The following is a 21,795-nucleotide window of genomic DNA, read 5'->3' on the forward strand; positions in this document are numbered from 1 at the left end:
CGGGTCCCGATTTCAAATAACGGCGATCTTACTGTACCGTCTGGACGGTCTTGTCAATTGGGCCTAAGTTTGCGAAGGGAGACGCCATGAGAGTCCAGCGAACGAACTCGCGCGAGAAGATTCTCGCCGCGGCGGCCGACGTCGCACGGGAATCCGGGCCCGGCAGCCTGTCGCTGGAAGCGGTCGCCAGCCGCGCCGGCGTATCGAAGGGCGGGCTGCTCTACAATTTCCCGACCAAGGCCAAATTGATGCAGGGGTTGGTCGAGGGCTATCTGCGCGAGTTCGAGCAAGCGCTGGACTCCGCCCGCGCGAATGACAAGGACGAAAACCCGCTGGCCGTCTACATCAGGCTGTCGGCCAATGATTGCGAGGAGAAGCGGCCGTCCGCGTCCTGGATATTCTCGGCGATCGCCGAGGATCCCGATTTCATGACGCCGATAAAGACATTCAAGCGGCAACTTTTCGAGCGGCTGAAGGGTGAGACGCCAGACCTCAAATCGCTGCTGGTCTGCTATCTCGCCATTGAGGGGTTGCGCAGCATGAACCTCTTCGACGCGGATGTCCTGTCGAAGGACGAACGAGAGCTGCTCGTGTCGTCCTTGCTCGAGATTGCCAAATAGGCGCCTGATCGAAGCGCTCAATCCACGGCGCGCTCAATGTCGCGGCGCAGGACGATCGCGGTTGTCAAATCCTCGACAACGCCATGAGTGGCGATGAGATCGCGCAGCGTGTTCAGCCTGTCGATGGATGGCACCTCGACCTCGACAATGAGCATTCCCCGCCTCTTTTTCGCTCCCGTCCGGACTGCCGGGAAAGTGGCCTAAAAGCCGACGGAATATGGACATTAGTCTTGACAGAAATACATATGTTCAATACCCGTCAGGCAATTGAACAAGCCTGCAATGTGGGAGGAATAAGCGGTATGGCTTCCAATGTTTCGTTGACGGGTCTTGCCCGCGATCTCGAGGAACGCGCCAAGTCGGGCAAGCCTATCCGCATCGGGCTGATCGGCGCCGGCGAGATGGGAACCGACATCGTCACCCGCGTCGCTCATATGTCGGGCATCGAGATCGGCGCCATTTCCGAACTGAACCTGCCCGCCGCCAGCAAGGCGGTCGATATCGCCTTCCAGGAAACCGGGCATGCGCGCCAAGTCTCGAACGCCTCGGCGATGACGGCGGCGATGGAGGCCGGCAAGGTGGCGGTCACCAGCGATGCCAGCCTGGTCATCAACAATGATCTCATCGACGTCGTCATCGACGCCACCGGGGTTCCCGCCGTCGGCGCCGAGATCGGGTTGCGGGCCATGGAACATGGCAAGCATCTGGTGATGATGAATGTCGAGGCCGACGTCACCATCGGCGCCTATCTGAAGAGCGAGGCCGACCGGCTTGGCGTCACCTATTCGCTGGGTGCCGGGGACGAGCCGTCCTCCTGTATGGAGCTGATCGAGTTCGTCTCGGCCATGGGCCACCCGATCGTTGCCGCCGGCAAGGGTAAGAACAATCCGCTCAACGTCGATGCCATTCCCCCCGATTATGAGGAGGAAGCCCGGCGCCGGCACATGAATGTGCGCATGCTGGTCGAATTCGTCGATGGCTCCAAGACCATGGTCGAGATGGCGGCGATCGCCAACGCCACCGGGCTGGTTCCCGACAAGGCTGGCATGCACGGCCCGGCCGCGACGCTCGGCGAATTGTCCAAGGTCCTGGTGCCGCAGAAGGATGGCGGCGTGCTGTCGAAGGTCGGCGTCGTCGATTATTCGATCGGCAAGGGTGTCGCGCCCGGCGTCTTCGTCGTCGCCGACATGTCGCATCCGCGCATCTCGGAGCGCATGGAAGATCTGAAGATGGGCAAAGGCCCGTACTTCACCTTCCACCGTCCCTATCACCTGACCTCGCTCGAAGTGCCGCTGACCTGCGCCCGCGTCGTGCTCTACGGCAAGGCCGACATGGTGCCGCTGGCGAAGCCCGTGGCCGAGGTCTGCGCGGTGGCCAAGAAGGACATGAAGCCGGGCGAGAAGCTCGATGCGATCGGCGAATATTGCTACCGCGCCTGGATCATGACGACGCCGGAGGCGCGCGCCGCCAAGGCCATTCCCTGCGGCCTGCTGCAGGGCGGCTCGGTCACGGCGCCGATCAAGAAGGGCGAGCTCATCACCTATGCGAATGCAGCTCCCGCGGCGGGCTCCAAGATCGCCGAACTGCGCGCCCGCCAGGACAAGCTCGTCTATGGGTCCGTGGGGGCGTGATCATGGCCGGAGCCAGCAAAGCCGTCGCGGACAGTCGCGCCAACCTGCCCTTCGTCTATCGCCAGTACAGCGCCGAGCAGCTCAGGCAGGTGCTCTACAAGATGTACCTCATCCGCCGCTTCGAGGAGGGCGCGGAGGAGTGCTACACGCGCGGCCTCATCCACGGCACCATGCATCTGTCGATCGGCCAGGAAGCCAGCGCCATGGGCATCTGCATGCCGCTCGCCGAGGATGACCAGATCACCTCGACGCATCGCGGCCATGGTCACTGCATCGCCAAGGGCGCCGAGGTCAAGCGCATGTTCGCCGAGTTCTTCGGCAAGACCACCGGCTACTGCAAGGGACGCGGCGGCTCGATGCACATCGCCGATGTCGGCAAGGGCAATCTCGGCGCCAACGGCATCGTCGGCGGCGGCATCCCGATCGCTGTCGGCGCGGCGCTCTCCTCCAAGATGATGAAGACCGGCAAGGTCGTAGTCTCCTTCTTCGGCGACGGCGCAAACAATGAAGGCGCCTTCCACGAGGCACTCAACATGGCGGCGATCTGGAAGCTGCCGGTCATCTTCGTGTGCGAGAACAATGGCTACGGCATGTCGACATCGACGGCCCGCTCGACCGCCGTCAAGAACATCGCCGAGCGCGCCGCCGCCTATTCGATGCCGGGCGTCATCGTCGATGGCAACATCTTCTCCGAGGTCGCCGAGGCGTCTCATCAGGCCGTCGCCCGAGCCCGCGCGGGCGAGGGGCCGACGCTGATCGAATCCAAGACCTATCGCCATCGCGGCCATTCCAAGAGCGACCGCAACCGCTATCGCACCAAGGAGGAGATCGAGGACTGGATGTCGAACCGCGATCCGATCACCCTGTTCGAGAGCGAGCTCAGGGAATTCGGCTTCATCGACGACAAGGGTATCGAGGCCATCCGTGACGCGGTGGCGCAGGAGATCGCCGACGGCATCGAGTTCGCCAAGGTGAGCCCGTCGCCCGACGTTCGCGACACCGGGAGTTATGTCTATACGGAGCAGGCGTGATGGACGCGATGGTGCGTGAACTGAGCTACGCCCAGGCGATCCAGGAAGCCATGGCGATCGCCATGGACATGGACGAACGCGTCTTCCTGATGGGCGAGGATATCGGCGTCTATGGCGGCGCCTTCCAGGTCACCGGCGATCTGGTCGAACGTTACGGCGCTGGCCGCGTGATCGACACACCGATCTCGGAACTGGGCGGTGCGGGCGTCGCGGTGGGCGCTGCCCTCACCGGCATGCGGCCGATCTTCGAATTCCAGTTTTCCGATTTCGCCACGCTCGCCATGGAGCAGATCGTCAACCAGGCGGCCAAGATGCGCTTCATGCTGGGTGGCGAGGTCTCGGTTCCCGTGGTGATGCGCTTTCCCGCCGGTTCCGGCACCGGTGCGGCGGCCCAGCATAGCCAGAGCCTCGAGGCCTGGCTCGGCCATGTGCCGGGTCTGAAAGTCATCCAGCCGGCGACGCCCTACGACGCCAAGGGCATGCTGCTGGCGGCGGTCGCCGATCCCGATCCGGTGATGATCTTCGAGCACAAGCTGCTCTACAAGACGAAGGGCCCGGTGCCCGAAGGCTATTACACGGTGCCGATCGGCAAGGCCGATATCCGCCGCGAGGGCCGCGACCTGACGATCGTCGCCACCTCGATCATGGTGCAGAAGGCGCTCGACGCCGCTGCCGCGCTGGAGAGCGAAGGCATCGACGTCGAAGTCGTCGATCTGCGAACCATCCGGCCGATGGACAAGCAGACCGTCATCGACAGCGTCAAGAAGACGTCGCGGCTGATGTGCGTCTACGAAGCGGTCAAGACGCTGGGCATCGGCGCCGAGGTCAGCGCCATGATCGCCGAGAGCGAGGCGTTCGACTACCTCGACGCGCCGATCGTGCGGCTGGGCGGCGCCGAAACGCCGATCCCCTACAATCCGGAACTCGAGAAAGCGACGGTGCCGCAGGTTCCCGACATCATCACCGCCGCGCGCGCCCTCGTGAAAGGGGTTCGCTAGCCCATGCCGACCGAAGTCATTCTTCCAAAGGTCGACATGGACATGGCGACCGGACAGATCTCGCGCTGGTTCGCCGAGGAAGGCGCCAGGGTCAAGAAGGGCGATGTGCTGTTCGAGATCGAGACCGACAAGGCGGCGATGGAAATCGACGCGCCGGCCAGCGGCGTCCTGCGCGATGTCACCGGCAAGGAAGGTGTCGATATCGCGGTCGGCGCGGCTGTCGCGTGGATCTATGCCGACGATGAAAGCTATGCGCCAATTTCCCCCCTCGAGGGGGAGATGTCGACAAAGTCGACAGAGGGGGTTGCCTCAGGAGGCACCGCCCCCGCGTCGAGCACTGCCGAGAGGACCCCACCCGACCGGCCTGCGGCCGGCCACCCTCCCCTCGAGGGGGAGGGGAGAACCCGCGCGACACCTTTGGCACGGCGCCTTGCCCGTGAGGCAGGCATTGCGCTCTCCAATATATCAGGCACGGGCCCGCATGGCCGTGTGGTGAAGGCCGATGTCGATGCGGCACTTTCCTCCCCCCTCGAGGGAGAGGTGTCCGCGAAACGGACGGAGGGCGTCGCCTCAGAAGGCACCGCCCAATCCAGCACTGCCATAACGCCGAGCCCGGTCGAAGCGACCCCACCCGACCGGCCGTTGGCCGGCCACCCTCCCCTCAAGGGGGAGGGGGACGTGCTGCGCTTGTTCGAAGCGGGCTCCTACGAACTCGTCCCGCATGACAACATGCGCAAGACCATCGCGCGCCGGCTGGTCGAGGCCAAGACCACCATCCCGCATTTCTACCTGACGCTCGACTGCGAACTCGATGCGCTCTTGGCGCTGCGCACGCAGATCAATGCGGCGGCGCCGGTGAAGAAGACCGAAAAGGGCGAGGCTCCCGCCTACAAGCTGTCGGTCAACGACATGGTGATCAAGGCGATGGCGATGGCGCTGAAGGCGGTGCCGGATGCCAATGCGTCGTGGACGGAAAGCGCCATGGTCAAGCACAAGCATGCCGATGTCGGCGTTGCCGTGTCGATCCCGGGTGGCTTGATCACGCCGATCATCCGCAAGGCGGACGAAAAGACGCTGTCCACCATCTCCAACGAGATGAAGGATCTGGCCAGTCGCGCGCGCGGCCGCAAGCTGAAGCCGGAAGAGTATCAGGGCGGCACCACGGCGGTGTCCAGTCTCGGCATGTTCGGCATCAAGGATTTTGCCGCGGTCATCAACCCGCCGCATGCGACGATCCTGGCGGTCGGCGCCGGCGAGGAGCGGGCAGTGGTCAAGAACGGCGAGATCAAAATCGCCACCGTGATGTCGGTGACATTGTCGACCGACCATCGCGCCGTCGACGGTGCGCTCGGTGCCGAATTGCTCGTCGCCTTCAAGCGGCTGATTGAGAACCCGATGGGCATGCTGGTCTAGGCTCTGTAGGCCGGCGCCAGATGATGCGCCGGCTCACAAACAGAAACGACTTGTCAGGCGCCGACCCTTGACCCATGTTCTAGATGGATCGCTATCCACGGAGGCCAACATGCCCGCATTCGACCCATCTGACGTCAAAACCCTGTTCAGCAAGGTCATGGGCGCGTCGCCGTCCGATATCAAGCTGGTGGCGCAGCGCCTGCACGATCACGCCTTCGAGCCGCGCATGTCGGCGGAGGAGACGAGGCAGCTTGTCGTCGGCCTCGGCTATGACAGCCTGGATGCGTTCTGCGCCGACATCGGCCTTCCCCTGCATATCGCAGAGCGCTGGAGCCGTTTTGGCGTTTCCGGCGAGATGAAGCAGGTGTTCACGCTGCTGGCGGCCCAGCGCAAGCGGGTGGCCGAGGCGATCGCCGAGTTCGAGTCCATGACCCATGTCGGCGTCGAGGATTTTTTGCGCGAGCGCGGGCTGATATAGCCCGTAAAAACCCGTCGGATCGAAGCCGTTTCAGCCACCCTTGGCAAGCAGCGCCGTGGCCGTATTGCTATCAGTGATCAGCACATTGGTGCTGACGGCTTTCAGCGCGGCGAGGATCGCCGCGACCTTGCGCTTGCCGCCGGCGGCCAGCACCACGTTCGGCACCTGGGCGACAACATCGAGATCGATGGCCATGACACGTCCGTTGACTTCATGGTCGACCAACGCGCCATTGGCGTCGACGAAATAGCACAGCATGTTGGCGACCGCGCCCTTCGCTTTCAGCGAGGCGATCAGCGAGGATGGCACGATGCCGTGCCGGAAGATGGTGGCATCCGGCGACATGTCGCCCACCGTCAGTAGCGCGATGTCGGCGGCGGCCGCGCGCTGGCGTACGTCCTGCAGGGTCGGCTGTGCCCAGAGGAGATCGCGCAGCGAGGAATAGTCGACGATCACCGGCGCGGTAATCTGGTAGCTGTCCACATCGAAGACATCGGCGACCTTGGCGGCGACGATGGACGGATTGATCCATTGCGAGTGCGGCAGGCTGCCGACGAGCGCCACCACGGAGGCGCGCTTCAGCTGCCGGCGGGCGAGGAAACCGAGGCTGGCATGCAGCGTCGCGCCGCCGCCGATCGCCAGCGTCATGCCGTCCCGCATCTGCTCGCCGAGGTAGGCGGCGACGGCATGGCCGATCGCCTTTTCAAGATGGTCATGGGCCGAAGGCGTCGGGATGACCACGGCGGCGTTGAGACCCCAGCGCTTCTCAAGCGCGCGCTCGAGCCCGACCTGTTCGGCCGTCGGGGCATTGATCATGGTGACGACGATGCCTTCGGCGGTGCAGGCGGCAAGTGTGCGCATGACCTTCACCCTGGAGACATCGAGCTTTTCGGCGATCTGCTCCTGCGTGAAGCCTTCGACATAGTAGAGCCACGCCGTCTTGACGTTGAGATCCGACGAGACCATCGGGAGGCGAGCCGGTGTGGGTTTTTCCGGGGGCATCGGTCCTCCTCCCTCATGAGCCATGGCATGGCCGGATGCCCTCTTCGGAGAAACGCCGGCCGGATGTCAACTGATGCCGGTTTCCGGCACGTCGATTGTCGCACAACCCCTGTTCATTTGTAATTGACATTGTACATATGAACATATTTTGTGGGTTTCATGCGCTGTGTCATCCACCAGTCATATGCGCCGTGCAGGGAGGAAGAGACGGGGAACTGGCCAGGGGCCGGACCGGTCATGCACAGACAAGACAGGAGGTCTCATGAAGACGCACTTCATCAAGCTGCTGGCCAGCCAGCTGGCGCTCGCGGCAACTTTGTTTGCCGGCGTGGCAAACGCCGAAGCACTGACGCTTTATACATCACAGCCTGAAGCCGACGCGGCCAAGACCGTAGATGCGTTCAAGAAAGCGCAGCCGGGTATCGATGTGAACATCTATCGCTCCGGAACAAGCGACATCCTCACCAAGATGGCGGCGGAGTTCGCCGCCGGCAGCCCGCAGCCCGATGTGCTTCTGATCGCCGATGCGGTCAGCATGGAGCTGTTGAAGAAGGACGACCGGCTGCTGCCCTATCCAGAGGCAGAGCTTGATGGCATCGAGCCGGATGCCTATGACGCCGACAAGACCTATTTCGGCAGCAAGCTGATCACCACCGGCATCGTCTACAACACAGCGGCCGCTGAAAAGCCGGAGCATTGGGCCGACCTCACCAAGCCCGTCTATGCCGATGGCCTGGTCATGCCGAGCCCGCTTTATTCGGGTGCGGCCGCCTACTTGCTTTCGGGCTTCGTCGGCGACAGCAATTATGGCTGGGATTTCTTCCAGAAGCTGAAGGCCAACAATACCGTCAGCGTGCGCGGCAATGGCGCCGTGCTGAAGTCGGTGGCATCAGGCGAGAAGCCCTATGGCATCCTGGTCGACTTCATGGCGATGAATGCCAAGAAGAAGGGTTCGCCGGTCGAGTTCGTGTTCCCCAGCGAAGGCGTGCCGGCGGTGACCGAACCGGTCGCCATCATGAAGACCGCCAAGAATGTCGACGGCGCCAAGAAGTTCGTCGACTTCATTCTTTCCGACGACGGCCAGAAGCTCGCACTGTCCATGGGCTATCTGCCGGCGCGCGCCTCGGTCGGCCGCCCCGAATGGCTGCCGGAAGGCGTCAAGATCAAGGTGATGCCGTTCGACACCAAGGCAATCGTCACCAAGACCGTCGCCGACAAGGCGAAGTTCTCGGAACTGTTCGGCGGCTGAGCCGGCAAATCCCGGCGGGATGCCGTCACAACGGCATCCCTGACGGGCGAGACCCGAGCGCATCGGCCGATCGATCCCCAGGAAAAGCAATCATGTCAACACGGATCAGGGAAAGCCGTGGCCAGGAAATGGCCCCTGACGGCGGCGGTAGCCATCGTCATCGTCCTGCTGTCGCTGCTGCCGATGCTGCGCCTCATCAAGGAGATCGTCGCACCCGGCGGCACACTGTCGGCCGCCGCGATAAAGGCGGGGCTCGCCAGCCCAGCGACCTGGATCGCGACCTGGCACACGCTGGTAGTCGGCGTCGGCGGCACCCTGCTGGCGGTGCTGTCTGGAACGCTGGTGGCCCTCCTCATCACGCTGACCGATATCCGTCGCCGCGGTGCCCTGGTGCTCTGCTACGTCATGCCCTTGATGATCGCACCACAGGTGACGGCGCTGGCCTGGCTGCAACTGTTCGGCCCGGCGAGCCCGTTCCTCAAACTCTTCGGCGCGGCACCGCCGCTCGGTACCAAAAATCCGCTCTATTCCACATCAGGCATTGTCCTGCTGCTCGGCGTGCAGTACGGCCCGCTGGTCTTCCTCCTGGTGCGTGCCGGCCTGCGCAAGCTGCCGCGCGAACTGGTCGAGGCGGCGCGGGCGGGCGGCGCCGGCTGGTTCACCGTGCTGATCACCATCGTGCTGCCGCTGATGACGCCGTCGATCATGGCGGCAGCGGCACTCGCCTTCGTGTCCTGCGTCGGCAATTTCGGTATCCCGGCCTTCCTTGGCATTCCCGCCAACTATCTCGTGCTGCCAACGCTGATTTATCAAAAATTGGCCGGCGGCGGCCCCGCCGTGCTGGGCGAAACCGCATTCCTGTCGGTGCTGATCGGCGTCATCGCCATGGCGGGTATTCTGGCCCAGGAGGTCATGAGCCGCCGCCGCGACTATCGCATCAGCTCGACATCGCTGGCGGCCGAGCCCTATGAACTCGGCCGGTGGCGGCCCGCCGTCCAGGCCGGCATGTGGCTGCTGGTCGTCCTGGTGCTGGTCCTGCCGCTGTTCGGGCTAGCGCTGACGTCGCTGGTGCCGGGCTACGGAATTGCGCTCACCGCCAAGACGATAACGCTCGACAATTATCGTTTCGTGCTGTTCGAGCATGACGCGGCCAATCGCGCCTTCTTCAACAGCTTCTGGCTATCGATCGCGGCTGCCTTCTTCGCGGTCATCGTCGCCGTGCCGATCGGCTATCTGATCGCCTGGGGCAAGCAGCGCTGGGTGCGGTTGCTCAACCTTTCGGTCGAATTGCCCTATGCCTTGCCGGGCGTGGTGCTGGCGATCGCCTCGCTGCTGCTGTTCCTGCGGCCGATCCCGCTGACCGGCATCCAGCTCTACAACACGGTCTGGATCATCCTCTATGCCTACCTCGCCCGCTTCCTGGTGCTGGCGCTGCGGCCAATCATCAGCGGCTATCATCAGATCGACCGGGCATTGGAGGAGGCTGCGCAAGTGGCGGGCGCCGGGCTGTTCACGCGCATGCGCACGATCATCTTTCCGCTCGTCGCACCCGCGGCGATCGCCGGCGGCCTGCTGATCTTCATGACCGCGCTCAGCGAGCTTACCGTGTCGGCGCTGCTGTGGTCGTCGGGCTCGGAGACGATCGGCGTCGTGATGTTTTCCTTCGAGCAGGGCGGCGATTCCAACTACGCGGCGGCGATGTCGGTCATCACGGTGGCGGTCACCTTCATGCTGATGCTGGTGACCAATCTGCTTGCCCCCTACCTTCCCAGCGGAGTGCTGCCATGGCGCGATTGAGCCTGGACAATGTGACCAAGAGCTTCGCCAATTTCGATGCGGTGAAGGATGTGTCGATCGATGTCGCCGACGGCGAGTTCCTGGCGGTGCTCGGGCCCTCCGGCTGCGGCAAGACGACGTTGCTGCGGCTGGTCGCCGGATTCGAGAAAGTGACATCAGGCGAAATCCGCATCGGCAGCGAGGTCGTGTCGGGCAAGGGCGGCAGTGTCGCGCCGGAGAAGCGGCGGGTCGGCATCGTCTTCCAGAACTATGCGCTGTGGCCGCACATGACGGTGGCAGAAAACATCGGCTATTCGCTGAAGGTGGCGAAGCTCGATAGGGCTGTCGCACGCCGGAAGGTTGCCGATGCGCTGGCGCTGGTCAACCTGCAAGGGCTGGGCGACCGCCGGCCGGCCAATCTCTCGGGCGGCCAGCGCCAGCGCGTGGCGTTGGCGCGCTGCCTTGTCGCCGCGCCCTCGCTGGTGCTGTTCGACGAGCCGCTCGCCAATCTCGACGTGCATCTGAGGGCCTCTATGGAGGACGAGTTCGCGTCCTTCCACAAGCGCACCGGCACGACCATCGTCTACATCACCCATGATCAGGCCGAGGCGATGGCTCTGGCCAACCGCATCGCGGTGATGGATGGCGGGCGCCTTGCCCAGCTGGCGACGCCGCGCGAACTCTATCATGAGCCGGCAAATGAAATGGTGGCGTCCTTCATTTCGCAAGGTATTTTGCTGCCCGCCGATGTGCTCGGCGCGGAGCAGGCAGGTCACTGCAAGGTCCGGGTTCTCGGCGCTGAGCTGGTTGTCCGCTGCCGGCTTGGCGAGCGGCCGCGCGCTGGCGCAAGGATCTGCTGCCGGTCAGCCGATCTCGACGTGTCGCCGGACGGCCCCGGTTTCGACGGCTTGGTCAAGCGAGTGATCTACCAGGGCGGCTCGGCGCGCATCGAATTCACGCCTTTCGCCAGCCCCGACCTCATCTTGCATTTCGAACAGCCCGACCCGGTCGTGCTGGAGAGCGGAGCCCAGGCGCGCCTGCGGATACGATCCGGCTGGCTGATCCCGGCGGTGGGGGCGGTATCATGATGATGCTCGATCTGTTCGGTGGCTTTGGGGAAAAGGGCCGCACCAGTCTTGCTGTCAGCAGCGGAAACGATCGCATCCTGCTCGACATCGGCATCAAGGTCGGCGCTTCCGGAGCAGAATATTATCCGGCGCTGAACGGGTCGATCGCCGACATCGACGCGCTGCTCGTGTCGCATGCCCATGAGGACCATATCGGCGCGCTGAGCTGGCTGTTGTCGCGCGGCTATGTCGGCCCGATCTTCATGACGGCCGAGACCCGCGACGAGGCTCCGGCCGCACTTGCCGGCTACGCGGACCCCAATGATCTTAAGCAGTTCCCCTTTCCAAAAGATCGCGTCGAGCTTTTCGAGCCCGGCGATACGCTGGAGAGCGGCAATCTCTCCATCAGGACTGGACGGTCAGGGCATGTCGTTGGCGGCGTCTGGTTTGCCGTCGATGATGGCGAAAGCCGCGTTGCCTATTCCGCCGACGTGGTGCCGGACAGCAATGTCTTCGTCATGGACACGATCCCGCAATGCGACCTTCTTGTCCTCGACGCCTCCTACGGCGCCGATCCAGTGCCGGGCGCGGCGCGGGCGCGCGAGATTTCGCAGTGGGTTGCGAAGCATCCGCAGGGGTGTCTTTTGCCGACGCCGCTGTCGGGCCGGTCGCTCGAATTGATCGCGGCCTTGCCGGGACCGTTTGCCATCCATGCCGGCATGCGTTCGTCACTGGAAGCGCAGATCGGCGCCACCGCATCCCTGCTGCCAGGTGTCTCGGAGTTCTTGCTTCGCCGATTGCAGGATGCAGCCGACTGGACCGATGCCGATCCCCTGCCGTCGCTGCCGTTGCTTGCCGATGACGGCATGGGTGAGGCCGGACCCTCGTCGCGGCTGCTGCCGCGCGCCGACCAGGCCGGTTTTCCAGTGCTGCTCACCGGGCATCTGCCGTCCGGCTCGCCGGGCGATCTGTTGCACAAGGCCGGTCGGGCGGACTGGGTGCGCATGCCCACCCATCCGACGCTGTCGGGCAATGTCGAAATCTGGGAAAGAGCGGGGCGCCCTATGGCGCTCGGTCATTCCTGCGCCGCCGATCTTCTCGATGATCTCAAAAGCCACATCCCGCCGCTGCGCACGCAATGCCGCACCGGCCAGCGCATCACGGTGCCGGAGGCAAGAAAACCATGAGAATTCTGATCTGCAACGATGACGGCATCGAAGCCCCGGGGCTTGCCCGTCTCGTCAAGGCCGCCGGCTTGTTGAGCGACGATGTGTGGGTGGTCGCGCCCGATGGCAAGCGCACCGCCGCCGGTTCGTCGCTGACGATCGCTCGGCCCTTGACCATGCAGCGCGTGAGGCCGGGCTGGTATTCCTGTTCCGGCACGCCCGCCGACTGCGTGGTGAGCGCAATGACGTGGCTGTTTGCCGATGCGCGGAAGCCGGACCTGGTGCTGGCGGGCGTCAATGACGGCCGCAACGTCGCCGAGGATCTCGCCTATTCCGGCACGCTTGGGATTGCGCGAGAGGCGACCTTCTGGGGCTTGCCTGCCATAGGCTTCTCTCGCGTGAAGAACCCTCACTTCACCGATGCCGATGACCAGTGGCTGGGCACACTGATCGCCTCACTGTGGCGGTCGCGTGCCGACTGGGCGACGGATGGCCATTGGTTGAGCATCAACCTGCCGACTTCGCTGCCGGCCGAAGTCAGGCAGCCGCGCATCGGCCGCGACAAGATCGCCCGCAAGGCCGAGATCATGGAGAGCGATGGTAATCGCACGGTCATCACCATTCCGCGCGGCCGCGACCATGCCAGCCAGCCGGGCGACGAAAACGCGGCGATCGATGCAGGCTTCATCAGCATCAACCGGCTGAACTGGTTTGGAGAAACGCGGCTGGACCAGGGGCTTCTGAACGGGGTCCTGGGCCCGCAGCAAGCTAGCTGATCCCAGGTCTGATGAAATCGGACGGGCGGCCGCTTGTTGAGTCGCGCCTCGATAGCAAGGCCCTGCGCGTGGTGATCCAGATCACCAACCTCTCAGGGGCCAAATTGCGCCAATCCAGTGCTTATGCTTGAAGCCGCCGCTATTTCATTCCACATCGGTCAGGATGAAGGGCGAGACAGGAGAACGGCGTCGGAATCTGTTGTGGGGCATCCCCGCATCGCTGATCCTGCATGCGCTTGTCGCGGCGCTCCTGGTATATGGCATACCCACGCCTCCGGAACAGCCGCAGGAGGAGCAGCCAGTCAATGTCGCGCTCGTGCCTCCGCCCGAGCAGCCGAAGCCGAGACCTGCTCCCGTGTTGCCCCCTAAGCCGCCGGAACCGAAGGTTGAAAAGCCGCCCGAACAGAAAGTTGAAAAACCGCCTCCGTCGGAAAAGCAGGCGCGCAAGCCCCCTCCAATCGAAGTCCTGAAGCCCGTTTTTCAGTTCGGCGACAAGGATGGCGGCCCCAGGAAATCCCTGGATGGGGCCAGCGCTGAAGACAATTCGCCCGCGCCGGCCAAGGATGAGGATTCGAAGCCTGTCGTGCCGAAGCAGGCAGAGGAAAAATCCATCGCGCCGGCAGATTCAACCAGAGTCGGCGAGAAGCCGGCAACCGCAGCCAAGCAGGCCGAGCCCACGCAGGAGAAACAGGCAGCTTCAGCCCAGGACGTAGACAAACAGCAGGCAGTCCAACAAGACGCGCACGACGCAAACAAGCAAACGGCCGAGGCACCAACGCCATTGGCTACGGCCGGTAGCGACAGTGAGGCCGAGCTTCCCACAATCGAGCTTCCCACATCAGCCGAAGCGCCGAAGCCCAGGCCTGCAAATGCGCCAAAGCCCGAGCCTTCAAAGGTCTCGAAGTCCGCAAGCGAGAGCGCTAGGAGGCCAAGTTCCACGGACGTAGCCGCTGCATCGCGGCGCTATTCGGACCTTCCGGGCGTCCGCAAGCTCTACTCACAGGGCGCGACCGGCGACGCGTCGGCCACAAGCTCGATGGCCGGAGTGCCTCGCGGCAAGCGGGCAGCCAAACTTTGCGCCAGCGCGTTGCAGCAGCAATTGCTGGATGCCTCCTATTTTCCCGAGTTGATCCCAAGTGTTCCGCTGAAGGCTGGCAACATCCTCGACGCCCCCGATGTAGCCTTCCGCACGACAACCACCTGGTATCATCTGGGCTTTCGATGCGAGGTCGACAGCGATGCGACGAGGGTCTTGTCTTTCAATTTCCGTGTCGGGCCAGTGATCCCGCCTGGCGATTGGGTCCGTCTTGGACTGCCTGTTCGCTAGCAGATCAGGCAGGAACACCGAGTCCAGCCAATTGCCGGCTAACTTCATGCCAGTCGACGCAGACGAAATCGGCACCCGCCGCCATCAGCCGTGCGCCATGTTCGGCGTAGGTATGACCACCCCCGGTGTAGCCGATCGCCGTCATCCCGGCGGCGACGGCGCCCTGGATGCCGAAGGGCGAATCCTCGATGACGATGCAGTCGGCGGGGTTGGCGCCCATCTTGTCGGCGGCGAACAGGAAAATGTCCGGCGCGGGCTTGCCGTTCTTGACCATCGAGGAGCTGTAGATCGCATCGCCGAAAAATCGCGCCAGTCCCGTAACGGCCAGGCTGTGGTTGATGCGCTCGACGGAGGATGACGAGGCAACGCAGCGGTCGCCGGCAAGAGTCCGCAGAAACGCGGTGATGCCCGGTGTCGGTTTCAATTCCTGCGAAAACACCACCTTGGTCTCGGCCCAGATATCGTCATCCGCCGCCGCCGGAAACTGGTGGCCGGTCAAATCCTTGATCTTGGCGATGATGTCGGACTGCTTCATGCCGACGCATTGGGCGATAATGCCGCCATGGACGCCGGGCATGCCGTGCTTTTCATAGACGCGCTCATAGGCCCTGGCGGCCAGCGGTTCGCTGTCGACGAGAACGCCGTCGCAATCGAAAATAATAGGCCTTGGTCGCGCCACGCGCTTCTCCATCGAGTCAATTCCGCACATCGCTATCGGCAAAAAATCAAATGTTCAATAGCGCGGGTGTTTGGGCCACAAGCCGACGGGCTCAAAGCTGGCGCAGCGCATCGCTCGCACGGGAAGTCCCGAGCGCCCGTTGCATGGCTTGCCGGGACTGCGCTCGATCCGGCGTTATCCAGTTCGGCTCGGCGCCGAGGAAGCGGTCGAGGAAAGCCACCGCATACGCCGGCACCTCGGTCACGTTCTCGCGATAAGACCACCAGGTGCGCAGGTCGTCGGCGCATTTGTCGATGCTGGGTGCCGTGCCGAATTCCTGCTCGTGGATCGCCGAAATCACCGAGACGCAGTAGTTGGTGTAGAGGAAACCCTCCGGCCAGAAGCGGACGATTTCCAGCGTGCCGGCATTCGTTTCCGTCTCGATCAGCTGAGTGAGGCCGGAGATTTCCCTGGCCGGCGCCTGTTTGATCAGCTCGCGCAGCACGAGGCCGGCGGCAAAGACGATGAAGTCGGCGCGGTCGATCGCGGCGAAGCGCTTCTGCGCCTCCATGATCTCGACCCAGTCGAGAAAGGCCCTGGTGAGCTTGGCCTCGTCGATTTCAAAGCGCACGCCAAAAGTCTCCGAAACCACCTTGGCGCTGCCGCGAAAGGTGGCGCGGAACCAGCGCAGCTGCCGCAACCGATGGCGAAGGTCGGGCATTAAGGCCAGTTCGTCCCTAAAGGGCAGATCCATATTCCTCGTATCCTGTTTCCCGGCCAGGGTAGCACAATGGCGCCGTCGCCGAAATCTGTCAGCGTTCCTGTGGATGATGGCAGATAAGGTCAATATCATACATATTGACATTCTCGGAAACAAATGTTCTCACTTTGCTGTTGTCGCGTGCTGGTCCAAGGTGCGGTTCAACTGAGGCTTCGGGAGGAGAACCGAATGGCGATTTGGCAGTGGGGACTGCTTCTGCTGGTTATCGTGTGGGCGCTGCAATCGCTCGGCGTCTGGCTGCAGATGCGGCACTATTCGGATGTCTTCAGGGGCGTCACCGATCAGTACAAGGATGGCTTCGTCGGAGCCGGCAATTTTCGCGGTCGATTGGCCAAGGGCACCATCGCGCTTGTCGTGGTGACACCCGATCTGGTCGTGCGCCGCCTGATGGTGATGAGCGGCCGTTCCGTGTTCACCAAATTCAAAAGACATGAAGAGTTCGAGGGCGTTCCCCTCGATCGGCTCCGGTCCAACCCTGCAATCATGGGGGAGGGGGAATCCGGTGTGGCCGAGGCCGTGAAACGGGCGATCGAACAGATCGACAAAACACGGTCGGAGCCGGGGAAGAAGCCGGGTCTGTCCGGTTTGAACGTAGCAAGGGCCTAGAGGACGAGAGGACGCCGCGCACCGACTGGGATTAACCGGCGGGCGGCATAAGGAGGAGAAATGTCTGTATTTTCGTTGTTGGCGCAGCATGCCGACATGGCCGTGCACAATCTGCATGTCGCAGGTGCCATGGTCTCGGATGCTGCTTTGCATGGCAAGCTCGCTGTCGAGCATGCCTCCGACCATCTCGTTGTCCTGGCGCAAGCGGACAGCGGACCCATCACCGTCGATGAGTTCAAGGAAAAGCTGAAAGACGTCCAGCAGGAAGAGCAACTCGGCTGGCTGACCGCCATCGGCAAGTACTTCATCGGCATCTTCCAGAAGGGCGGCGAGGTGTTCGCCGGCTTCGTCACCGGCATCATTCCGACGCTGGTGGTGCTGATGACGGCCTTCTACGCCGTCACCGAACTGGTCGGCGAAGAGCGCGTGCATGGCCTGGCGCGCGGCGCCGGCCGGATCGCACTGACTCGCTACACGCTGTTGCCGCTGCTTGCGGTGTTCTTCCTCACCAATCCGATGGCCTATACGTTCGGATCGTTCCTGGAAGAAAAGCACAAGCCGGCCTTCTATGACGCGGCCGTGTCCTATGTGCACCCGCCGCTCGGCCTGTTCCCGCACATCAATCCCGGCGAATATTTCGTCTGGGGCGGCATTCTCGTCGCGCTGCTGGAGCTGGAGAAGAAGGGCGTCGTCGTGGCCGGCTACCACGTCAAGGTGGCGATCTGGTACGCCATCGTCGGTCTCGTCATCATCCTGCTCAAGGGCATGCTGACCGAACGCATCACCGCCATCATGGCACGCCGCCAGGGCGTCGAGCTGTAAGGGCGGGGAGGACATCATGGACAGGACATACAAAGCGGTACGGATTTCCCAGGGCAAGACCGGCTGGGGTGGCCCGCTGGTCATCGAGCCGACCGCGCAGCGAAGCAAGGTTGTTTCGGTGACCGGCGGTGGCATTCATCCCGTGGCGCAACTCATCGCCGATATGACTGGTGCCGAAGCCGTCGACGGGTTCAGGGCGCCGCCGATCGAAAGCGAGATGGCGGTTGTCGTCGTCGACTGCGGCGGCACCGCACGATGCGGCGTCTATCCGCGCAAGCGCATCCCGACCGTCAATCTGACGCCGGTCGGTCAGTCCGGGCCGCTGGCCCAGTTCATCACCGAGGACATCTACGTTTCGGGCGTGAAGCCGGCCAACATCACAATGGCGGACGGATCCGAAACGGTCACGACCGCAGGGGGAGCAGCAGCGATGAGTTCGAGCAACACCAATGCGACGCCGACGGCGCTGCCTAGCGAGGGCGGGCTGATCGGCCTCATCAGCACGATCGGCCGCGTCATGGGTCGTATCGTCGGCATCTTCTTCAACGCCGGCCGCCGCACCATCGATCAGGTCATCCGCAACGTGCTGCCGTTCATGGCCTTCGTGACCATGCTCATCGGCCTGATCCTCTACACCGGTATCGGCGATGTGCTGGCACAGCCGATGGGTCCGCTGGCCAACAACATCGTCGGCCTGCTGATCATCTCGGCGATCTGCGGCCTGCCGTTCCTGTCGCCCATCCTCGGGCCGGGCGCTGTTATCGCGCAGGTCATCGGTGTCGCCATCATCGGCCCGCAGATCGCCAACGGCACGATTTCGCCGGCAATGGCGCTGCCGGCGCTGTTTGCCTACAATACCCAGGTGGGCTGCGACTTCGTCCCCGTCGGCCTGGCGCTCGGTGAAGCCAAACCGAAGACGATCGAAATCGGGGTTCCGGCGGTGCTCATCAGCCGCCAGATCATGGGCCCGGTCTCGGTGCTGATCGCCTGGGTCGTCAGCCTGATCGTGTTCTAGAGACAGGTACAAAATGAGGTTCGCCATATGACGGTTCTTCTGAGAACACGGGTCACCGCCATCGGCCCCGAAGTGGCGGACCTCGCCGAAGCGGGCGTGGTCATACTGTTTGCGGATGGCTCGCCGCCGGAACTTGCAGAGGTTTCCGTGCTCCACAAGACGGAGCACGGACCCAGCGACGGCGCGCCTCAAAAGGGCGCGTCGATCACCCTCGGCCCGGTTTCAGCTGCCATAACGGCGATCGGCGCCAGCGCCTGGAGCAAGGTGGTTGAAATGGGCCATGTCGTCATCTCGTTCAACGGCGCCGCCGAGGCCGAGAGGCCAGGGGAAATCTGCGCATCGCCGGTCGATCCGGAAGCGCTCGTGGCCGCCCTGAAGACCGGCACGATCATCACCATCGCCGCCTGACAGTATCCGAGCCGTCACCCGTCTGGCGGTGGCGCCAAGAAAAGCAGAGTATTTGCCATGGAACGCTCGACCATCGTCAGAGTGCATGAAGGTTTGCACGCCCGTCCCGCGACGCGGTTCGTCAAGCTCGCCAAGGGTTTCGAATCCGATGTCGAGTTGGTCAAGGACGGCAAGGCGGTCAGCGCCAAGAGTTCGGTCAAGCTCATGCTGCTGGCGGTCAAGGAGAACCAGGAAGTCACTGTGCGGGCGAACGGCGCCGACGCCATCGAGGCGATCGAGGCGCTGATCGGCTATCTGGAAAATCCGAGAGCGGGCCTGGATGATGAAGCTGAGTCGCAGAGCCCGGCGAATGGGCAGGAAATGGCACCCGCGCCAGCGCCCGAATCCGTGCCGGCGACGCTTGGTCGAGCAACCGGCTTGCGTGGTGTAGCCGCAAGCGAAGGATTTGCCATCGGACCGGCCTTTGCGCATTTCCCGCCCGATATTGCCGGACAAGGCCGCATGTTGCAGGCGGAGGAGATTGCCGGCGAGATCGACAGGTTCCGCGCCGCCGTTGGCGCCGTCCAGGCGCGCATGGACCATGCGTTGGCGCAGGACAGCCTGTCGGCTGGAGACCGCGGCATCGTCGCCGCGCTTCGTGACATCGCCGCCGACGACAGCCTGACCGGCGAGGCCGAGACCTTGATCAAGGGCGGCAACGATGCGATTTCGGCTGTCATCACAGCAGCTTCCACCATCGCCGCCGATTTCGGCGCTGTCGACGATCACTATCTCAACGCGCGGGCGGACGACGTCCAGGCGGTCGGCCGGCAGATCTGCCTGGTGCTGCTGGGGCAGGACGATGTCAGCCTCGAAAACATCCCCGAAGGGGCTATCCTGATTGCCGACGACATCGGCGCCTGGGATCTGGCGCGCGCGCCGCTGAAGCGCATCGGCGGCGTGGTCTGCGGCCATGGCGGCGCGACCTCGCACATCGCCATTATCGCCCGCTCGCACGGCATTCCGGCGGTGCTCGGCCTCGGCGATCAGGTCAATGCCTTGCGCACGGCGCGAGAAGTCGCGCTCGACGGCAATGCCGGCCATGTGATCATCGACCCCGACGAGGCGACCCGCGCCGACTTCGCCGGCCGCGTCGAAGCGGCGGCAAGGGAGCGCGCCGGGCTGACCGTCTTCAAGACGGTGACGCCGAAGCTCGCCGACGGCAGGATCATCGAAGTCGCGGCCAATATCGGCTCGCTGGAGGAAATCGAGGCGGCGCTGGAGGCCGGCGCCATGGGCGTCGGCCTGTTCCGCACCGAGCTTCTGTTCATGCGCCACATGCACCTGCCCTCGGAAGACATGCAGGCGGAAACCTACGCGGCGCTGGCCAAGGCTTTTGCGCCGTATCCGGTTATCGTGCGGACGCTCGACATTGGCGGCGACAAGCCGATTGCCGGCATCGAATTTCCCGATGAGGAAAACCCCTTCCTCGGCTGGCGCGGCATCCGCATGTGCCTCGACCGGCCCGACATCTTCAAGCGCCAGCTGCGGGCGCTGCTGCGGGCGGCCGTCCACGGCAACATCAAGGTGATGCTGCCGATGGTGTCCGATATTGGTGAGGTCAGGCAGACGCGGCTTCTGGTCGATGAATGCGCCGCCGAACTGAAAGCCGAAGGCGTGCCACATGCGACGTTCGATCTCGGCGTGATGATCGAAACCCCGGCCGCCGTGCTGATCGCCCCGGCTTTGGCCAGGGAGGTCGCTTTCTTCTCGATCGGCACCAATGACCTCACCCAGTACATCATGGCCGCCGACCGGCTCAACCCGACCGTGGCGAAGCTCAACGATGTCACCAATCCGGCCGTCATGTCGGCGATCGACATGACGGCCAAAGCCGGCGTCGCCGCCGGCATCATGGTCGGCATGTGCGGTGAGGCGGCCGGCCGCCCCGATCTCATTGCGACCTTCGTGAGGATGGGGCTGACCGAACTCTCGATGAGCCCGGCCTCGATCCAGCGCGCCAAGAAAACGATCATGGCGATGGCGGCGGAAGGCTAGCCGAGGTCTCGATAATTACGGCAAATGGGCAAGCAAGGTGGCGAAAACCGGTGTCAATTCACTGATCGGGTTCGCCCTGGCGCAGGCCTGAACGATGCGGTCGTGGCGGATATCGGCTGCCAGGATCGCGATCTCCAGCATATCCGGCTCCGGCGAACCGTCCCTGCCGGTGGTGGCCAGGCCGCAAGCCAAAGCGAGCGGCGCCAGGCAGCTTATGTCGAGCGCTTGGCCGCCCACCGCCGGCGTTTCCGGCGCGGTCTCGGCAAAGCGAACGGGACGCTGGTTGAGGCACTCGACCAGCAACGCCGAACAAATGGCCGCGATCGCCTGCAGTCCGGCGCCCGGCGCGGCCAATGCGGCCAAAAGGTCGCCATGCCGCTTGCGCATCGTTGCATGGACGGCCGCGAAATCGGCTTCGTGGATGCGGGCATTGTCGATGTTCAGGCCGGCAAGCACTGCCTTGGTCAGATAGTACATATCGCGCCGGAACAGGCGCTCCGCGCTCAGCTGGCGATCCTCATTGCCGACCGGAAAATAGGTGCCGAGGCCTTTTACCGTCGTGCCGTCCACCTCTATCGGGCGCTCATGCGGGACGAAGGATTCAGCGATCGACAGCGCTTCATCGACGGCACTCGCGGCATGGCTGAGCAGGCCTTCGATGCCCTTGCCCGGAAACGACGGCAGATGGCTGGTTGCTTCGCGCAGGACACTGGCGTCGCCGCTGCCGTCATGGCGGCTCTGGCGGATCACGTCGCGGACTTCCCGCAGCCGGTCTTTCAGATTGACGCGGACATCTTCGGAGATTTGTCGGAGCATCGCGGATCGCCTCGAAATTGCTGCGGATGGCCGCCAACAGGTGGCGGCCATCACCTCTACATTGTTCCTATCGATTGGTAGATCAATAGGCGATACTAGACCAGCATGCAGAATCGGC

The 21,795-nt window shown here is 63.6% G+C and carries 21 protein-coding genes and 1 pseudogene; 17 read left to right on the top strand and 5 right to left on the bottom strand.

The window, feature by feature from the left end:
- Positions 1-86 precede the first annotated feature (86 nt).
- A complete protein-coding gene (locus tag NKH19_RS20745; protein ID WP_352870695.1) occupies positions 87-620 on the top strand; it encodes a TetR/AcrR family transcriptional regulator in 534 nt (177 codons plus the stop codon).
- A gap of 17 nt (positions 621-637) precedes the next feature.
- Here NKH19_RS20745 and NKH19_RS20750 read toward each other — a convergent pair.
- Positions 638-772: pseudogene (locus NKH19_RS20750) on the bottom strand (Lrp/AsnC family transcriptional regulator); the annotation flags it as partial.
- A 150-nt stretch (positions 773-922) separates the two neighbouring features.
- Here NKH19_RS20750 and NKH19_RS20755 point away from each other — a divergent pair.
- From NKH19_RS20755 to NKH19_RS20775, 5 genes are all read left to right on the top strand, one after another.
- Positions 923-2,251 carry an NAD(P)H-dependent oxidoreductase gene (locus tag NKH19_RS20755; RefSeq protein ID WP_352870696.1) on the top strand — a complete coding sequence of 443 codons (1,329 nt, stop codon included), beginning with the start codon at positions 923-925 and terminating at the stop codon, positions 2,249-2,251.
- 2 nt (positions 2,252-2,253) lie between these two features.
- Positions 2,254-3,282: a thiamine pyrophosphate-dependent dehydrogenase E1 component subunit alpha gene (locus NKH19_RS20760; RefSeq protein ID WP_352870697.1), complete on the top strand. Its 1,029-nt coding sequence runs from the start codon at positions 2,254-2,256 to the stop codon at positions 3,280-3,282.
- Entirely contained in the window at positions 3,282-4,280 is a 999-nt protein-coding gene (locus tag NKH19_RS20765; RefSeq protein WP_352870698.1) for an alpha-ketoacid dehydrogenase subunit beta, read from the top strand. Before NKH19_RS20760 ends, NKH19_RS20765 begins: the two co-directional genes overlap by 1 nt.
- A 3-nt stretch (positions 4,281-4,283) precedes the next feature.
- Positions 4,284-5,693, top strand: coding sequence for a pyruvate dehydrogenase complex dihydrolipoamide acetyltransferase (locus tag NKH19_RS20770; protein WP_352870699.1), 1,410 nt, complete (start codon positions 4,284-4,286; stop codon positions 5,691-5,693).
- A gap of 109 nt (positions 5,694-5,802) precedes the next feature.
- The gene (locus NKH19_RS20775; protein WP_352870700.1) at positions 5,803-6,171 is read left to right on the top strand and encodes a hypothetical protein; all 369 of its coding nucleotides are present in this window, start codon (positions 5,803-5,805) and stop codon (positions 6,169-6,171) included.
- 30 nt (positions 6,172-6,201) lie between these two features.
- On the opposite strand, the gene NKH19_RS20780 is transcribed toward NKH19_RS20775, so the two are convergent.
- Positions 6,202-7,173: a sugar-binding transcriptional regulator gene (locus tag NKH19_RS20780; protein ID WP_352870701.1), complete on the bottom strand. Its 972-nt coding sequence runs from the start codon at positions 7,171-7,173 to the stop codon at positions 6,202-6,204.
- Positions 7,174-7,435: 262 nt separating this feature from the next.
- Between NKH19_RS20780 and NKH19_RS20785 the strand changes: the two genes are divergently transcribed.
- The 6 genes from NKH19_RS20785 to NKH19_RS20810 all read left to right on the top strand — a co-directional run bounded on the left by NKH19_RS20785 (position 7,436) and on the right by NKH19_RS20810 (position 14,534).
- Positions 7,436-8,422, top strand: a complete 987-nt coding sequence (locus NKH19_RS20785) for an ABC transporter substrate-binding protein (protein WP_352870702.1) — start codon at positions 7,436-7,438, stop codon at positions 8,420-8,422.
- Positions 8,423-8,605: 183 nt separating this feature from the next.
- The gene (locus NKH19_RS20790; RefSeq protein WP_352982746.1) at positions 8,606-10,219 is read left to right on the top strand and encodes an ABC transporter permease; all 1,614 of its coding nucleotides are present in this window, start codon (positions 8,606-8,608) and stop codon (positions 10,217-10,219) included.
- Complete coding sequence (locus NKH19_RS20795) at positions 10,207-11,286, top strand: ABC transporter ATP-binding protein (protein ID WP_352870704.1); 1,080 nt, start codon at positions 10,207-10,209, stop codon at positions 11,284-11,286. The genes NKH19_RS20790 and NKH19_RS20795 overlap by 13 nt, the downstream gene beginning before the upstream one ends.
- Positions 11,286-12,452: an MBL fold metallo-hydrolase gene (locus NKH19_RS20800; RefSeq protein ID WP_352870754.1), complete on the top strand. Its 1,167-nt coding sequence runs from the start codon at positions 11,286-11,288 to the stop codon at positions 12,450-12,452. Before NKH19_RS20795 ends, NKH19_RS20800 begins: the two co-directional genes overlap by 1 nt.
- Entirely contained in the window at positions 12,449-13,207 is a 759-nt protein-coding gene (locus NKH19_RS20805) for a 5'/3'-nucleotidase SurE (protein ID WP_352870705.1), read from the top strand. The genes NKH19_RS20800 and NKH19_RS20805 overlap by 4 nt, the downstream gene beginning before the upstream one ends.
- Positions 13,208-13,370: 163 nt before the next feature.
- On the top strand, positions 13,371-14,534 hold the full coding sequence (locus NKH19_RS20810; protein WP_352870706.1) for a DUF930 domain-containing protein: 1,164 nt from the start codon (positions 13,371-13,373) through the stop codon (positions 14,532-14,534).
- A 4-nt stretch (positions 14,535-14,538) separates the two neighbouring features.
- Here NKH19_RS20810 and NKH19_RS20815 read toward each other — a convergent pair whose 3' ends face one another.
- On the bottom strand, positions 14,539-15,213 hold the full coding sequence (locus NKH19_RS20815; RefSeq protein ID WP_352870707.1) for an HAD family hydrolase: 675 nt from the start codon (positions 15,211-15,213) through the stop codon (positions 14,539-14,541).
- A gap of 91 nt (positions 15,214-15,304) precedes the next feature.
- Complete coding sequence (locus tag NKH19_RS20820; protein WP_352870708.1) at positions 15,305-15,946, bottom strand: hypothetical protein; 642 nt, start codon at positions 15,944-15,946, stop codon at positions 15,305-15,307.
- A 195-nt stretch (positions 15,947-16,141) separates the two neighbouring features.
- Here NKH19_RS20820 and NKH19_RS20825 point away from each other — a divergent pair, with 195 nt between their 5' ends.
- Genes NKH19_RS20825 through ptsP form a run of 5 tightly spaced genes read left to right on the top strand, consistent with a single transcriptional unit; the run spans position 16,142 to position 20,861 of the window.
- Complete coding sequence (locus NKH19_RS20825; protein WP_352870709.1) at positions 16,142-16,579, top strand: transcriptional regulator GutM; 438 nt, start codon at positions 16,142-16,144, stop codon at positions 16,577-16,579.
- Positions 16,580-16,639: 60 nt separating this feature from the next.
- Complete coding sequence (gene srlA / locus NKH19_RS20830; RefSeq protein WP_352870710.1) at positions 16,640-17,401, top strand: PTS glucitol/sorbitol transporter subunit IIC; 762 nt, start codon at positions 16,640-16,642, stop codon at positions 17,399-17,401.
- 16 nt (positions 17,402-17,417) lie between these two features.
- Positions 17,418-18,416, top strand: coding sequence for a PTS glucitol/sorbitol transporter subunit IIB (gene srlE, locus NKH19_RS20835; protein WP_352870712.1), 999 nt, complete (start codon positions 17,418-17,420; stop codon positions 18,414-18,416).
- 27 nt (positions 18,417-18,443) lie between these two features.
- Entirely contained in the window at positions 18,444-18,824 is a 381-nt protein-coding gene (locus NKH19_RS20840; RefSeq protein WP_352870713.1) for a PTS glucitol/sorbitol transporter subunit IIA, read from the top strand.
- Between the two features lie 57 nt (positions 18,825-18,881).
- Complete coding sequence (ptsP, locus tag NKH19_RS20845; RefSeq protein ID WP_352870714.1) at positions 18,882-20,861, top strand: phosphoenolpyruvate--protein phosphotransferase; 1,980 nt, start codon at positions 18,882-18,884, stop codon at positions 20,859-20,861.
- A 15-nt stretch (positions 20,862-20,876) separates the two neighbouring features.
- On the opposite strand, the gene NKH19_RS20850 is transcribed toward ptsP, so the two are convergent.
- Entirely contained in the window at positions 20,877-21,677 is an 801-nt protein-coding gene (locus NKH19_RS20850) for a hypothetical protein (protein ID WP_352870715.1), read from the bottom strand.
- Positions 21,678-21,795: the final 118 nt, after the last annotated feature.

The organism is Mesorhizobium sp. M1338 (assembly GCF_040318045.1).
In the GTDB taxonomy this organism is placed as follows: Bacteria; Pseudomonadota; Alphaproteobacteria; order Rhizobiales; family Rhizobiaceae; genus Mesorhizobium.